The organism is Gammaproteobacteria bacterium, assembly GCA_024235095.1.
GTDB lineage: Bacteria > Pseudomonadota > Gammaproteobacteria > Competibacterales > Competibacteraceae > UBA2383.
This window is the reverse complement of the sequence record JACKNC010000001.1, coordinates 2,834,341-2,848,947: the sequence shown is the minus strand read 5'-3', so window position 1 is coordinate 2,848,947 and position 14,607 is coordinate 2,834,341. Positions and strand designations below refer to the sequence as shown.

Annotated in this window: 10 protein-coding genes and 1 pseudogene; 5 read left to right on the top strand and 6 right to left on the bottom strand. The window is 54.8% G+C overall.

Annotated elements, in window-relative coordinates; all coding sequences use genetic code 11:
• Nucleotides 1-127 precede the first annotated feature (127 nt).
• Nucleotides 128-517 carry a DUF2845 domain-containing protein gene (locus H6973_12640; protein ID MCP5126436.1) on the bottom strand — a complete coding sequence of 130 codons (390 nt, stop codon included), beginning with the start codon at nt 515-517 and terminating at the stop codon, nt 128-130.
• 105 nt (nt 518-622) lie between these two features.
• Between H6973_12640 and rarD the strand changes: the two genes are divergently transcribed.
• Complete coding sequence (rarD, locus tag H6973_12635) at nt 623-1,498, top strand: EamA family transporter RarD (GenBank protein ID MCP5126435.1); 876 nt, start codon at nt 623-625, stop codon at nt 1,496-1,498.
• Here rarD and H6973_12630 read toward each other — a convergent pair.
• On the bottom strand, nt 1,490-3,115 hold the full coding sequence (locus H6973_12630) for a GGDEF domain-containing protein (GenBank protein MCP5126434.1): 1,626 nt from the start codon (nt 3,113-3,115) through the stop codon (nt 1,490-1,492). The genes rarD and H6973_12630 overlap by 9 nt on opposite strands.
• Before the next feature lie 209 nt (nt 3,116-3,324).
• Between H6973_12630 and glnE the strand changes: the two genes are divergently transcribed.
• The 3 genes from glnE to H6973_12615 all read left to right on the top strand — a co-directional run bounded on the left by glnE (nt 3,325) and on the right by H6973_12615 (nt 8,041).
• Nucleotides 3,325-6,213: a bifunctional [glutamate--ammonia ligase]-adenylyl-L-tyrosine phosphorylase/[glutamate--ammonia-ligase] adenylyltransferase gene (gene glnE, locus H6973_12625; GenBank protein MCP5126433.1), complete on the top strand. Its 2,889-nt coding sequence runs from the start codon at nt 3,325-3,327 to the stop codon at nt 6,211-6,213.
• Between the two features lie 70 nt (nt 6,214-6,283).
• Nucleotides 6,284-7,204: a branched-chain amino acid transaminase gene (locus H6973_12620; GenBank protein ID MCP5126432.1), complete on the top strand. Its 921-nt coding sequence runs from the start codon at nt 6,284-6,286 to the stop codon at nt 7,202-7,204.
• Between the two features lie 147 nt (nt 7,205-7,351).
• Nucleotides 7,352-8,041 (top strand): Uma2 family endonuclease, encoded by a 690-nt coding sequence (locus H6973_12615; protein ID MCP5126431.1) that lies wholly within the window; start codon nt 7,352-7,354, stop codon nt 8,039-8,041.
• Here the strand turns inward: H6973_12615 and H6973_12610 are convergent.
• Both H6973_12610 and H6973_12605 read right to left on the bottom strand, forming a co-directional pair.
• Nucleotides 8,038-9,212, bottom strand: a pseudogene (locus tag H6973_12610) (IS630 family transposase). The gene H6973_12615 and the pseudogene H6973_12610 overlap by 4 nt on opposite strands.
• Nucleotides 9,213-9,738: 526 nt before the next feature.
• Nucleotides 9,739-10,701 (bottom strand): transposase, encoded by a 963-nt coding sequence (locus H6973_12605; GenBank protein ID MCP5126430.1) that lies wholly within the window; start codon nt 10,699-10,701, stop codon nt 9,739-9,741.
• A 192-nt stretch (nt 10,702-10,893) separates the two neighbouring features.
• Here H6973_12605 and H6973_12600 point away from each other — a divergent pair, with 192 nt between their 5' ends.
• Nucleotides 10,894-12,258, top strand: a complete 1,365-nt coding sequence (locus H6973_12600; GenBank protein ID MCP5126429.1) for a transposase — start codon at nt 10,894-10,896, stop codon at nt 12,256-12,258.
• A 78-nt stretch (nt 12,259-12,336) separates the two neighbouring features.
• Here the strand turns inward: H6973_12600 and H6973_12595 are convergent, their stop codons facing one another.
• Together H6973_12595 and H6973_12590 are read right to left on the bottom strand one after the other, a co-directional pair.
• Nucleotides 12,337-12,750 carry a transposase family protein gene (locus H6973_12595; protein ID MCP5126428.1) on the bottom strand — a complete coding sequence of 138 codons (414 nt, stop codon included), beginning with the start codon at nt 12,748-12,750 and terminating at the stop codon, nt 12,337-12,339.
• 302 nt (nt 12,751-13,052) lie between these two features.
• Entirely contained in the window at nt 13,053-14,417 is a 1,365-nt protein-coding gene (locus tag H6973_12590) for a transposase (protein MCP5126427.1), read from the bottom strand.
• Nucleotides 14,418-14,607 lie beyond the last annotated feature (190 nt).

Below are 14,607 nucleotides of genomic sequence, written 5' to 3'. Positions count from 1 at the left end.
AGGGGGGCTGGGGGGGGATTGCGCACGAGCGACGGGGCCAAAATCCCCCCTCACCCCCCTTTGCTAAAGGGGGGGACTGAACGGTTACAAAGGCTCTACTGAAACCTGATGCCGGCAACCTTCCTACTCACTGCCTTGGCCCATCAATAATCCCCATCAGAATGTCGCCGTGAAACACCAGCGTTTTGAGAAACCGCCCACGACCCAGGTTGTATTCCCATTTGTAGACCGGTTTCACCCGGCGCACTTCGGTTTCCTGGCCACCCAGAGGAAATGGATAAGTCTGCGTCTGTGGTAACGTCGATGGATCATAGTAGCCGTCATTACGGCGCACGGTTTGCTCAATAAAACCATCCTGCCAGGCGCGCTGTGGTTCCCCACAGACTTGCAGCACCCGCGACTGGGAATCGCCAGTATTAACGAGATAACTGCCACAGCGCATGGAGTCGGCAAACGCAGTTGTCATGCCGAATATCGTTAACACCGCTACGAGCCTCCACTCTACAAGCCTCTGCATGAGCGCCTCCTATCCAATTGGATTTTCCTACAGTTTAACCCAAACCATTCGGTTATCATGCCCCACATGACTCATCTCTCTACCTCAACACCCGCCCGCCCAGCTCTGGACAGTGCGGCCACCGGGCTGCTGAATGCGCTTGGCTGTTTTACCTTATGGGGATCGTTCCCCATCTACTTCAAACTATTGCAGCACGTCCCTGCTCTGGAAGTTCTGGCGCATCGCGTACTCGGATCGGCAGTGCTCCTAGTGATTCTGATTCTGATCTGGGGGCAGTGGCCAGCCCTGTGCGCCGAGTTTCGTAATCTTCGCCGCCTCGGCTTTTATCTGCTTACTGCGTCGCTTATTGCCGGGAACTGGTTGCTCTACATTTGGGCGGTGCAAAACAGCCGGATTCTGGAAGCCAGTCTGGGCTATTACATCAATCCATTGGTCAACGTATTGCTTGGAGTGATATTTCTGAGTGAACGACTGAATCCGCGTCAGGGCATTGCGGTATTGATCGCAACGCTTGGGGTGTTGGCGCTGGTGATCGGTTATGGAGTGTTTCCCTGGATTTCCCTGATCCTGGCGTTCAGCTTCGGCAGTTACGGCTTGTTGCGCAAGAAGGCAGGGCACACTGCAACCCTGGGTTTATGTGTCGAAACCCTGCTCATTGCGCCGATTGCTCTGCTCTTTCTGGCAACCCAGAACGGTGGGGTACTGGGTCAAGTGGATCAACAAACCGATGCGTTACTATTGGCGGCGGGGCTGGTCACGGTCATTCCCTTGTTGATGTTTCTCCAGGCCACGCAGCGCCTGCGGCTGTCCACTGTCGGATTGATCCAATATCTGACCCCGACCCTGCAATTCCTCCTGGCGGTGGTGGTTTACCGGGAATCATTTACTCCCATTCATCTAATCGCTTTTAGTTGCATCTGGCTGGCGCTGGCGCTGTATACCCTCGATGCCTGGTTTGGCCATCGCCGTTCATTAGCCTGACAGTTTTGCGCCATGCACCACCAACTGACCGCCGCCCGCTTCCTGAGCCGAGCGCAACGCTTGATTAGCAGCTTCCAGCAATTGCTCGCCGGACTGACAAGCAGCCAACCCTGTCTCTGGATATGTCGCTAGGCCAACAGAAATTGTTACCCGTAAACTTTGACCTCCTTCGATCACCGGTTCCCAATCGCGAATCCGCTCCATCAACCGCTCAATTAGATTACGGGCGTCTTTGACCCCACTGGCCGGTAATACCAGAGCAAATGCGTCATCCTGATGCCGGGCCACTACATCCTGACGCCGGATATTGCTGCTGAGCAGCCGCGCTAGCGTAACCAGCACCTGATCACCGATGCCATAGCCACATGATTCATTGATTTGTCGAAGATTATCCACGTCCAGCAACGCCACGCTCAGCGGCCACTCTTGGTCCTTGGCGGCCACCAATTCTTGTCGCAACCGGTCGCCGAGACGAGGCTGGTTCAGCAAACCGGTCAGCGCATCGAAGGCGTATTGGGCAGTTGAGGGCCGAGTCATCGGATCACGTTGCAAGCGCGCGTTACGGGCGCTGGCCAGAGTTGGCGTCGGTGGAAGCTGGGGCGGCAACGCCACCGGGCGCGACGACCGGGTTGAAGGCGGTTTTTGACTGATCCGCTCGGGCCAGCGCTGGACAGCGCGAATATCTAGCGCCTCCCGGGCCTGATCCAGAATCCCGGCGATTTGCGCCGCATCCAGCGGTTTGATTTGGAACAGGGCGGCGATTTCCGGAAATTTTTCGCCAATCTGCTCCAGAATTTCCAGGTAATGGTCGGTCTCCAATCCGAACCATTGTTGAGCTAATTTCGCAACTTCTGGCGAATGTTGCCAATCATGCGGCCGGGTCCAGATATCGGCGATATGCGCCGCCAACGCCACTGACTGCACCAGAGCGCGGTAACGATCAGGCGCATCGACGCTATCTGGGTCCAGGCTACCTGCGGTCGCCACTCTCAAATAGCCCGGTAATCGCCAATGCTGCATGAGCCATGCGCCCGCCGCTGCATGATCATCACCCAGCCGTTCCCGCTCCAGTTCGGCCAGCCGCTGGTAGTTCAGCACAGCGGTCGCTCCCTCGGGATGTTCGGTGGCGTCCTTCAGCAGAGGGCCATAAGATTGCGGTATGATCATCGACAGGGCCAGGACGCCAATCCCCTGGAGCAATCCCGCCAGGAATAATTCCTCAAGATTCTTCATCGACAACCGTTCACCCAGGATCCGGCAGGCGGTCGCCGTCATCAGCGAACGGCGCCAGAACTGCTCGGTATTGAGGGGAATGCCGTCGGCGTCCCGGCCAGTTGCGATCAGGGAAAAGCCTAGCGCCAGCGCCAGTGTGCCTTGCAACCCCAGTAGGCTTAACACTTGCTTCAGATTGGTCACTTTGCGACGCAACCCGTACAGAGGGGAATTGGCTGCCCGGAATAATTTGGTCACCAGGGCTGGGTCCATCGCAATCACCCGGGCGACGTCATTCAGGTGAACGTCAGGATCATTGGCCAGCTCGACCATTTTCAGAGCGACCGCCGGCAGGCTTGGCAGATTGCCACAGAAACGCAGGCGTTGCTCCAGTTCAGCGTGCATGATGCTTGATACTCATAGACCTTGGAAAGATGAACTATATTAATGGATCATCATAGCCTATTGACGATTCACCGGTGGATTTGCCTTAGAATCGGTGGCCATTCGGATTTTTGGTATCCAAGAACACTTCGCCCTCGCGCTGCTGCGCTGTTTCTTCTCCTTGATTCACGGATAAGAATCCAATAATAATCTGATTTTTAAGTATTATCATGACTGGATTCAACCAAACATTAAGTTGGCTTCCCGAACCGCTGCGCCATGAAGTCACCCAGTATTGGGAGACATTTCAAGCGTCATCCCAAACGGTAGGACTGGAACTGCCGACTGGAGCGATACTGGAGCCTTTAACGCGAGTCTGGGCGTGCAGCGAATTCGTCGCCCGCGCCTGCATTCGCGCACCGGGATTACTGGCGGAATTGCTGGCTAGCGGTGATTTGTCAACGTGCTACGCTCCCGGCGATTTGGCAAACCGGCTGGAGCATACTTTGGCGGATGCCGCCAATGAAGAACAACTTTCCGTCGGGCTGCGTCGTTTCCGTCGGCGGGAAATGGTCCGTATTGCCTGGCGCGACCTGGGGGGGTTGGCGAAATTAACTGAAACGCTGGGCGATTTGACCGACCTGGCGGAGGTCGCGGTTAGCGCGGCATTGGAGCGACTCTATGCCTGGCAATGTCAACAGCGTTATGGCGCACCGCGTGATGCTGAGGGCCAGCCACAGCAATTGGTGGTGCTCGGTATGGGCAAACTCGGGGGACGCGAACTGAATTTCTCCTCCGATATTGATTTGATCCTGACCTATCCGGCTCAAGGACAGACCGATGGGCCGCGCGTGATCAGCAACGAAGAATTCTTCCGGCGATTGGGTCAGCGTCTAAGCAAAGTATTAGCCGAAATCACGGCGGAAGGCTTCGTGTTCCGGGTGGATTTGCGCTTGCGCCCCTTTGGCGATTCCGGGCCGGTCGCCCTGTCATTTGCCGCTTTCGAAGATTACTACCAGAATCATGGCCGGGACTGGGAGCGCTACGCCATGATCAAAGCGCGGGTGATTGCTGGTGACCGGAAGGCGGGCGAGCGGTTATTGATAGCCCTGCGACCGTTCGTTTACCGCCGCTATCTGGATTACAACGCCTTCGAGGCGTTACGCAGCATGAAAACCCTTATTGCCCAGGAAGTGGAGCGCAAAGGGATGCAGCGCAATATCAAACTCGGTCCTGGCGGCATTCGTGAAATTGAATTCATCGGCCAAGTATTCCAGCTCATCTACGGCGGTCGGGAACCGGCTTTGCAGGAACGCGGCATTCTATCGGTTCTGAATACGTTGGCGATGAGTGGTCGTTTGCCAGAAATGGCAATCACGGAACTCAAGGAGGCGTATGTATTTTTGCGCCGCGTGGAAAACCGGTTGCAAGCCTGGGCGGACCGGCAGACGCATGATCTGCCGGAAGAGGAACGGGCGAAAGCGCGACTGGCCTATGCCATGGACTATCCCAACTGGCGGGCTTTCGCCCAGGAACTGACGCGGCATATTGAACAGGTGAGCCAGCACTTCGCCCATGTGTTTGGCGACGGTGCGGAAGCTCCATCTGGAACCGGTAACGTCGATTGGGCGGAATTGTGGCGGGACAATCCCGACGAGGAATCCGCCGTGCATTTACTGACGGAGCAGAATTTCGAGGATCCAGCTTCGGCCTGGAATCGGCTATGGGCGTTACGCAACAGCTTTAGCTACCGGACCATGAGTCCACGGGGTCGGGCGCGACTGGATACGCTAATCCCGAATGTTCTGGAAGCAGCCGCGACTATGCCGCAACCTACAGCCACCCTGGAGCGCATTCTGAATTTGCTGGAAGCTGTGGCCCGCCGTTCGGTGTATCTGGCGTTGCTGGCGGATCATCCCCAAGCGCTGGCGCAATTGGTCAAGTTGTGCGCCGCCAGCGGCTGGATTGCCCGGCATCTGAGCCGTTATCCGCTGCTGCTCGACGATCTGCTCAATCCCGCTACGTTATACGCGCCCCTGGATCGGTCACAACTGGCGCTGGAGCTGGATCAGCAACTCCAGCGTGCGCCGGATGATGAAGAAGAGCAACTCAACGCGCTGCGTTACTTCAAGCAGGCTCAAGTGTTGCGGGTGGCCGCCGCCGATGTCAGCGGGGCCATGCCATTAATGATTGTCAGCGATCATTTGACCGAGATCGCCGAAACCCTGCTGCGCAAGGTGTTGGAGCGGGCCTGGATTCATCTGACGCCCCGGTTTGGCGCGCCCCGGTGTAAGGTCGAAGGCGTGGAGCGGGACGCGCAGTTTGCGATCGTTGCCTATGGCAAACTGGGTGGGATCGAACTGAATTACGGTTCCGATCTGGATTTAGTGTTTCTGCATGACAGCGCCGGCGACCAGCAATCGACTTCGGGGCCGCGCCAGATCGACAACGCCGCTTTCTTCGCCAAGCTGCTTCAGCGGATTCTCCATTTATTGACGGCCCGAACTGGCGCGGGTGATCTGTATGAAGTGGACACCCGGTTACGGCCCAGTGGCCGCGCCGGCTTGTTAGTGAGTTCATTCGAAGCTTTCGCCGAATATCAGCGTAGCCAGGCCTGGACCTGGGAGCATCAAGCGCTGTTGCGCACCCGGGTCGTTGCGGGTCCAACAGCGCTGGCTGAGCGCTTTGCCGCCATCCGCCAGGAGATTTTGCAGCGTGAGCGCGATCCGGTCGCGTTGCGTCAGGAGGTCCGCGACATGCGCGAACGGATGCGCACGGAACTGGATGCCAGCACGAATGAAGGTTTTGACCTTAAGCAGGGTCGCGGTGGTATCGCCGATATTGAATTTATGGTGCAATATGCAGTGTTAGCCAACGCCTGTCGCTGCCCCGATTTGCTGATTTTTACCGATAATATCCGGCAGATCGACGGACTGGAGCGTTTCGGCGCTCTCTCTATTGCAGACGCCGCGTGGTTGCGCCACGCCTACCGGGTTCTGCGGCGGCGCATTCACCAACTCAAGCTACAGGAACAACCGGCGCTGATTCTCCCGGATGATATGAGCCGCGAGCGCGAGGGGGTGGTTCGCATTTGGCGGCGGTTGATGGAAATTCATTGATGAACTGTCCAACATAACAAGAATCGAAATTTTGATACGATGCTATTTCACCCTGCAAGGATTAAAAAAAATGTCAATGTCTGATCGCGATGGTTTGATCTGGTATGACGGCGAACTAACGCCCTGGCGCGAAGCCAACACCCACGTTTTAACGCATACCCTGCACTATGGCATGGGGGTTTTCGAGGGCGTCCGCGCTTACGCCACGGACCGGGGCGCAGCGATTTTCCGGTTGCAGGCGCATACCGATCGGCTGTTCCGTTCCGCGCACATCGTCGGGATGCCGATGCCCTACAGCAAAGACGAAATCAATGCGGCCTGCCAACAGGCGGTGCGCACCAATAATCTGGCCAGCGCCTATATCCGCCCGATGTGCTTCTACGGCTCCGAGGGTATGGGATTGCGCGCTGACAACCTGAAAGTGCATGTCATTGTCGCCGCTTGGGAATGGGGCGCTTATCTGGGGGCGGAGAACCTGGAGCGCGGCATCCGCATTCGCACCTCCTCATTCAGCCGGCATCATGTCAATGTCACCATGTGCAAGGCCAAGGCCAATGGCAATTACATGAATTCGATGCTGGCCCTCGCCGATGCTCTGCGCGATGGCTACGATGAAGCCATGTTGCTGGATACTGAAGGCTATGTCTCGGAAGGCAGCGGGGAAAATATCTTCATTGTGCGCGACGGGATTATTTACACTCCGGACCTGACTTCCGCGCTGGAAGGCATCACCCGCGACACTATCATCCGCTTCGCCGCCGATCTCAATATCCCGGTTCGGGAAAAGCGCATTACCCGCGATGAGGTGTACATTGCTGACGAAGCCTTCTTTACCGGTACGGCGGCGGAAGTGACCCCAATCCGCGAAGTCGATGGCCGCAGTATTGGCGTTGGTCAACGAGGCCCGATCACCCATCGCTTGCAAGTGATGTATTTCGATCAGGTGCATGGACGCCGTGACGTTTATCCTGAATGGCTGACGCTGGCTTAGGCGATTTCTCACAGCAACAATCCCTGCCCAAGGTCGAACGCGCCCCGCCTGAATCGGCGCACATGGGATGAGCACCTCCTTCTGTGCGCCATATCCAGCTTGCTCGGCTCATTCTTCCAAAGTTGAACTGCATTGATGGAGGCTAGTATGACAGCAACCGCCTGGCCTACCCCAGCAACGAAGCCCGCTCGCATCCCCCCTTCCCCGCCGGCGAAAATCATCTATCCCGAAAGCGACGGCAAACCGATGGCCGACAATACCCGGCAATTTGACTACATTGTCATGATCCAGGGCGGTCTGGCTGCGCTGTTTGCCGGTCGGCCCGATGTCTTCGTCGCCGGAGATTTGCTCTGGTATCCCGTGGAAGGAAATCCCAAAATCCGCGCCGCCCCCGACGCTATGGTCGTGTTTGGCCGCCCGCCCGGCCACCGGGGTTCCTACGTGCAATGCGACGAGGACGGCGTCGCCCCGCAGGTCACCTTCGAGGTGCTCTCACCTGGCAACACCCGGCGTGAAATGCAACGCAAACTGCGTTTCTATGAATGCTATGGCGTTGAGGAATATTACGAATATGACCCGGACCGAGGCGCGCTGCAGGGCTGGCTGCGCCGGGACGACCAGCTGGAACCGGTTAGCCTGATGGAAGGCTGGATCAGTCCTCGCCTGCGGATTCGTTTCCATCTGCAAGGAGCGGATTTGATGCTGTATCGACCGGATGGTCGGCGTTTTGAAACCTTTATTGAGCTGGATCAGCGGGTCACTGCCGAGCATCAACGCGCCGAGCGACTCGCGGAACGATTGCGGGCATTAGGCATCGATCCTGATGAGAGGGACTAGTGGGCTGACACAGAAGTTTTGACAGGTTCAGAGGTTTCTAGGTCCACCGGGGTTTCAGAAGATTTCAAGGGAGGATAGAGGCGCTTGAGTTTGACCCGGGCCAAGTCGGTGCCGAACTGCCAGTGGATTTTGGTCTGACGTAGGTTGCGTGGGCCTTGCCAAGCGGCGATTTCCTTCCGCAAAGTTTCGAGGTTCGCAATGCGGCGATTCAAACACTGGCCGGCGAGAACAGCGAACTCACATTCCGCCATATTGAGCCAACTGCCATGCTTGGGGGTGTAATGAAATTCGAGCTTGCGGGTGATCCGGCGGGCTTCCTCTGGAGAAAAGACACTATACAAGGCCGCAGGAGTGTGGGTATTGAGGTTATCCACGACCAACCGGATTCGCTCCGCCTTCGGAAAGTACACATCAACGAGTTGCTGCATTTGCTGGGCAAAATCGCGTTTGGTGCGCTGTTTCGTGACATTAACATGACGCCACCCGCGCAAGGGTTGTACGAATAGAAATAAATTGGCGGTGCCTTCGCGTTTGTATTCACAGTCATAGCGCGCCGGTTGACCCGGGCGGGCGGGTTGAGGACAGCGGGTTTCGCTGGTCAATTGCACCGGACTTTCATCGAAGCACACTTGGGGGTATTGAGGATCATCGGGTTCGGCGTACAGGTCCAACACATCCTCCATATGCCAAACATAATCGGGACTGACACTGGGAATACACCATTCTTGACGTTGCCAGGGTTTGAGGTCGTTTTTTTAAGGATGCGCCGCACACTCTCACGGGAAATGGCTTCGATGGGCCGGAGTTCCATGAAGCGGTCCGCTAACAATTGGAGAGTCCACTGACAACGGCCAGCGGGCGGGGTACTACAGGCCAAGGCGACCAGAAAGGCGGCCTGTTTGCCGGTCAAGGCCGGGGGCAAACCGACTCGTGGCCGCTCGCTTAACGCCGCCAGCAACCCTTCGTCGACAAACCGTTGACGGGTACGATGAACGGTCGAAATCCCCAAGTGAAGGCTTTGGGCAATGGCCTCATCCGTCGCCCCTTCCGCAGCCTGCAGCAACACATGGGCACGGGCAACCTTGCGCGCCGCTGCCTTGCCTTTATGAATGACCTTCAGCAGGTCTTCCCGCTCCTCTTCAGTTAGATCAACCAGATACTTGTGGGCCATGGTGATTCCTCCTGTTGATCTCAACCATAGGGCACCCACCGCTACCTGTCAAAACTTCTGTGTCAGCCCACTAGGCCCTAAACCAACGTTCGTGTCATCAGGTGCAATGCCAATAGAGTTCATTCCAGCATGGATGTTGTCAGGGATAATAGACTTCCTAGTGACAAATAGGGTATTCACTCTATTAACTGATAAAATTAATTAAAAATCATTGTATTAAAAGCTCATCGATCACTGTCAAATAGACTAAAGCCTATTTGACATCTCACCCAACAGTGAAGGCTACAAAAAGCAATAGTTATCTAATATATAGTCAAACAGTTTTATGCTAATTGATTTTCATCAGCAATTCCCGTTCTCTCTGTTTAGACCTTTTTCGAATAGATCAATTCTAGTGATTATAGAATACAAGAAAAGAAAGAAAAAATATCCCCTAAGCGTTCAAAGACGCTTAATAGCTTATATATTAAAGAGACCCTGATAACCAGACTAAGAAAATAGAACATGCCCACAGTCTAACCAGACGCTAAGAGGTATTCGGCTGTAGGAATCCACCATAATGTCCATAGATAATCGCACGCCAGAGTGATTCCCAAGTATCAATAAAGAATTCGGTAAAAAGTCCTTTTATTTTGATCCATAACGCGGTGCGTGAATGAAAACGCTGGCGAGCAGCCTGGAAAAAGGCACAGCCATATTCCTGGACTTGATCAATAAGAAAAGCCAGCATCATCAACATCGCAAAAACGGTCGCTAAATACTGTTCCCCATGTCCATCGTTGTGTTCAAATTCGTAGTCTTGATTTTTCAGGGTATTGAAGACTTGATTTTCAATGTGCCAGCGGCTGCGCCCTCCTTTCATCACAAGATGGACATTTTTTGCCGTGAGTGTGATGTCCGTCACCCATGAAAAGTTGAATTCCTGACCGTCGCGAATTTCCCAATAATCGAGAAAATTGACCATTAAATCGGGATGTGATTTGTTCAAAGGAATGCCATTGATCCACCGATAGCCTCGGAGAATTTTGTCGTCTCCTAAGACCTCAAATTCTTCATATTGACCCGTGTAAATACGATGTTTAACCTCAGCAAAGAGAGCGTCCTGACCTCCCAGTTTTACCGAAATAATATAACCAATATTTAGTTCTTTCAGTAACTTGATGTGCGGACCGTTCGCGAATAGACTATCTTCCACCACGCGCAAAGGCCAATGAGGAAAGGTTTCACGAAGCGCTTTTAATAGGCGTTTGCCCGCATTCGCTTCACAATCGTTTTTGGTTTCACCATCTTGATGTGTAATGGCTTCGGGAAAAAAAGGGATGACTTGTTTCTGGTTAGGATGAACGATCACCGCGCCTAATAATTGATGATAATAACTCACTTCACCCTTGCGATGCTGACGGGTACAGCAGTGCGGGCAATGAACATTTGATGAAGCGAATTCCCCGGTACCATCAATACTGATTAAAAAATGTCCTAAATAACTCATCAGTCATAAGTTCTCTCCCTGAAAAGCCTTGACGGCCGCTCCTCAAGAGCAGCATGAATTCCCCTCAGCGGTCCGCGCCTGAACAACCCGGTCGCCCGAGGAGAATCCATGCTGATTTATGTATACCATGCTTGAGAAAGTTTTCGCAGCGCCTTTGCGCGGCAGCGCAGTTGGCTGCTGTTCTGCGCGGTGGTGTTGAGCTTTCTCGCCGCCCCGGAAATGATCGGGGTGACGTCAATGTGCCGGTTCTGGCAGGGGAATGAAGCGGTCTATCACCGGTTTCTGCATTTCTGTCGCTCCAAAGCTTATGATCTAGAGACCCTGTTGGCGACGTGGCAGGGTTATGTGTGGCGTCAGGCCGTCGCCGTCCAGGTGGCCGGGCGGGCTGTCTTGTTGGGTGATCATACGCTGGTGGTCAAGGATGGGGGGCGTATGCCAGGCGTCGTGTCGTTACATGACGCTTCAGAAACCCAGCACAAGCCATCGTACTTCCGCGGGCACTGCTGGGGCGCGATCGGGGTGGTGGTTGGCGCACTCGATGCTTGTTTTTGTTTGCCTTTAGCCCTGCGCATGCATCAAGGCTTTTGCCATTTAGGTCAGGTGGAACCGACTTCACCCCAAAGGGGCGCGGACCCGAGCCTGCCCGAGCGGGTGGTGCAGATGGCCCTGACGTTGACCATCGATCAGGATGGCCCCGCATTTTTAGTCTTGGATGCCTTTTTCTCGATCGCGGGGGTCTTTCGCTTGGCCCAATCCGTTTATTCCATCGCCTTGAAGCAACCGTATTTGGTGATCGTGGCCCGGGCCAAGAAAAATTACGTCGCCTATTTTCCGGCGACCCCGAAGCCGGCCGGCCGGCCCGGACCACAACCCCGTTATGGCGAGAAAGTCCATCTGATAGAAGTTTTTGATTATCCACAAGGTTTTGACGAGGTCGAGTGTTGCGTCTATGGCCAGCGGGAACGGGTGCGGTTGATGAGCGTCCCCTTACTCTGGAAGCCCCTCGGCGACGCCCTCCTGTTCATCTTCGCGATCACCTCGCGCGGCCCTTTGGTCCTCATGTGCTCCGATCTGAGCCTCTCACCCATCACCGCGTTGGAACTCTATTGTGTCCGCACCCGCATCGAAATTCTGTTCGCGGTATTAAAGCAGCTCCTGGGCGCTTTTTGTTTTCACTTCTGGACTTCACACCTACCACGCCATGCCCGCCGTCCGACCCGGAATCGGTCGCTCAAGGCCCCGGTGATTGAGCGTCAGCCCACGGTCGCCGCCTGTTGGCAAGCCTATGAAGTCTTCGTCTTCTGCGCCGTGGTCGCCCAAGGCTTGTTGCAGCTGATCGCTCTGCGCTTTGGCCCTGAAGTCTGGCAACAACATCGGTTCTATCTGCGCACCCGTTCCCGCGACCTGCCCTCGGAGAAAACAGTCCGGCAAGTCCTCGCTCCTCAGGTGATCAAACCACTTCTCGATCTCCCACCAAACAGTCTCATCGCGCAGATCCGACACGCTTTCCAAGGTACCACGGAGGAGGAACCGGCCGACCCGCCTTCGATCGTCTGAATCCTTGCTCAAATCACTCGGTTAAATAATGTATTCTTGGCTGATTAACCTTCAGTCAGGGGCGGTCTTGTTCGACGATTAGACCGAGAACTTACGACTGAGGAGTAAATAACGAAAATTTTCCAAAAGACCTTGATCATAAAGTCCTTGGTTAATTTGAATAAAGGGGGCGCGAAGTTCGAGGGGATCCACGCGATCCAGCACCGACCGCATCTGGGTATCGCAGGGCGCTTGTTCAACGCCATATAATGATTTTAAATTTGCGCGAATTCGTGCTTCATTGCGGTGTTCATCAAATTTTAACAAGGAAGGATATTTTAAGCTGAAGACCGCTAAACCCGACATTAAGACATCGGTTAATGAATATTGTTGGCCATAACGACGGGGGTCAGGGATGTTTTCAAAGGCCCGCCGCGCCTGATTCAGGAGCGCTGGCGCTGACACCGTTTGATTTAAAGAATTCGGTAAAGGGTGAAAAGGGAATTTCTTCATGATCAAACCACACCGGATGCGTTTTAGATCCAAACACGCCAAAAAAACAAAAATTGAGGCGAAAAATCACTTTTCATAATACACTGATTATATAGAAATTTTCAAGAGACCGGGAATTGCTGGATTTTCATGAAATAAATAACTGAAATTAATAAAGAATATGTAAACCAACCAAAAACGGTTTGACTATAACTTAACTCCTCAGTCGTAAGTTCTCGGTCTAATCGTCGAACAAGACCGCCCCTGACTGAAGGTTAATCAGCCAAGAATACATTATTTAACCGAGTGATTTGAGCAAGGATTCAGACGATCGAAGGCGGGTCGGCCGGTTCCTCCTCCGTGGTACCTTGGAAAGCGTGTCGGATCTGCGCGATGAGACTGTTTGGTGGGAGATCGAGAAGTGGTTTGATCACCTGAGGAGCGAGGACTTGCCGGACTGTTTTCTCCGAGGGCAGGTCGCGGGAACGGGTGCGCAGATAGAACCGATGTTGTTGCCAGACTTCAGGGCCAAAGCGCAGAGCGATCAGCTGCAACAAGCCTTGGGCGACCACGGCGCAGAAGACGAAGACTTCATAGGCTTGCCAACAGGCGGCGACCGTGGGCTGACGCTCAATCACCGGGGCCTTGAGCGACCGATTCCGGGTCGGACGGCGGGCATGGCGTGGTAGGTGTGAAGTCCAGAAGTGAAAACAAAAAGCGCCCAGGAGCTGCTTTAATACCGCGAACAGAATTTCGATGCGGGTGCGGACACAATAGAGTTCCAACGCGGTGATGGGTGAGAGGCTCAGATCGGAGCACATGAGGACCAAAGGGCCGCGCGAGGTGATCGCGAAGATGAACAGGAGGGCGTCGCCGAGGGGCTTCCAGAGTAAGGGGACGCTCATCAACCGCACCCGTTCCCGCTGGCCATAGACGCAACACTCGACCTCGTCAAAACCTTGTGGATAATCAAAAACTTCTATCAGATGGACTTTCTCGCCATAACGGGGTTGTGGTCCGGGCCGGCCGGCCGGCTTCGGGGTCGCCGGAAAATAGGCGACGTAATTTTTCTTGGCCCGGGCCACGATCACCAAATACGGTTGCTTCAAGGCGATGGAATAAACGGATTGGGCCAAGCGAAAGACCCCCGCGATCGAGAAAAAGGCATCCAAGACTAAAAATGCGGGGCCATCCTGATCGATGGTCAACGTCAGGGCCATCTGCACCACCCGCTCGGGCAGGCTCGGGTCCGCGCCCCTTTGGGGTGAAGTCGGTTCCACCTGACCTAAATGGCAAAAGCCTTGATGCATGCGCAGGGCTAAAGGCAAACAAAAACAAGCATCGAGTGCGCCAACCACCACCCCGATCGCGCCCCAGCAGTGCCCGCGGAAGTACGATGGCTTGTGCTGGGTTTCTGAAGCGTCATGTAACGACACGACGCCTGGCATACGCCCCCCATCCTTGACCACCAGCGTATGATCACCCAACAAGACAGCCCGCCCGGCCACCTGGACGGCGACGGCCTGACGCCACACATAACCCTGCCACGTCGCCAACAGGGTCTCTAGATCATAAGCTTTGGAGCGACAGAAATGCAGAAACCGGTGATAGACCGCTTCATTCCCCTGCCAGAACCGGCACATTGACGTCACCCCGATCATTTCCGGGGCGGCGAGAAAGCTCAACACCACCGCGCAGAACAGCAGCCAACTGCGCTGCCGCGCAAAGGCGCTGCGAAAACTTTCTCAAGCATGGTATACATAAATCAGCATGGATTCTCCTCGGGCGACCGGGTTGTTCAGGCGCGGACCGCTGAGGGGAATTCATGCTGCTCTTGAGGAGCGGCCGTCAAGGCTTTTCAGGGAGAGAACTTATGAC

What these genes read in the sequence shown, in the direction of transcription:
- H6973_12630 (MCP5126434.1), bottom strand. Translation starts at nt 3,115, where the DNA reads ATGCACGCTGAACTGGAGCAACGCCTGCGTTTCTGTGGCAATCTGCCA.
- glnE (MCP5126433.1), top strand. Translation starts at nt 3,325, where the DNA reads ATGACTGGATTCAACCAAACATTAAGTTGGCTTCCCGAACCGCTGCGC.
- H6973_12615 (MCP5126431.1), top strand. Translation starts at nt 7,352, where the DNA reads ATGACAGCAACCGCCTGGCCTACCCCAGCAACGAAGCCCGCTCGCATC.
- H6973_12620 (MCP5126432.1), top strand. Translation starts at nt 6,284, where the DNA reads ATGTCAATGTCTGATCGCGATGGTTTGATCTGGTATGACGGCGAACTA.
- H6973_12595 (MCP5126428.1), bottom strand. Translation starts at nt 12,750, where the DNA reads ATGAAGAAATTCCCTTTTCACCCTTTACCGAATTCTTTAAATCAAACG.
- H6973_12605 (MCP5126430.1), bottom strand. Translation starts at nt 10,701, where the DNA reads ATGAGTTATTTAGGACATTTTTTAATCAGTATTGATGGTACCGGGGAA.
- H6973_12640 (MCP5126436.1), bottom strand. Translation starts at nt 517, where the DNA reads ATGCAGAGGCTTGTAGAGTGGAGGCTCGTAGCGGTGTTAACGATATTC.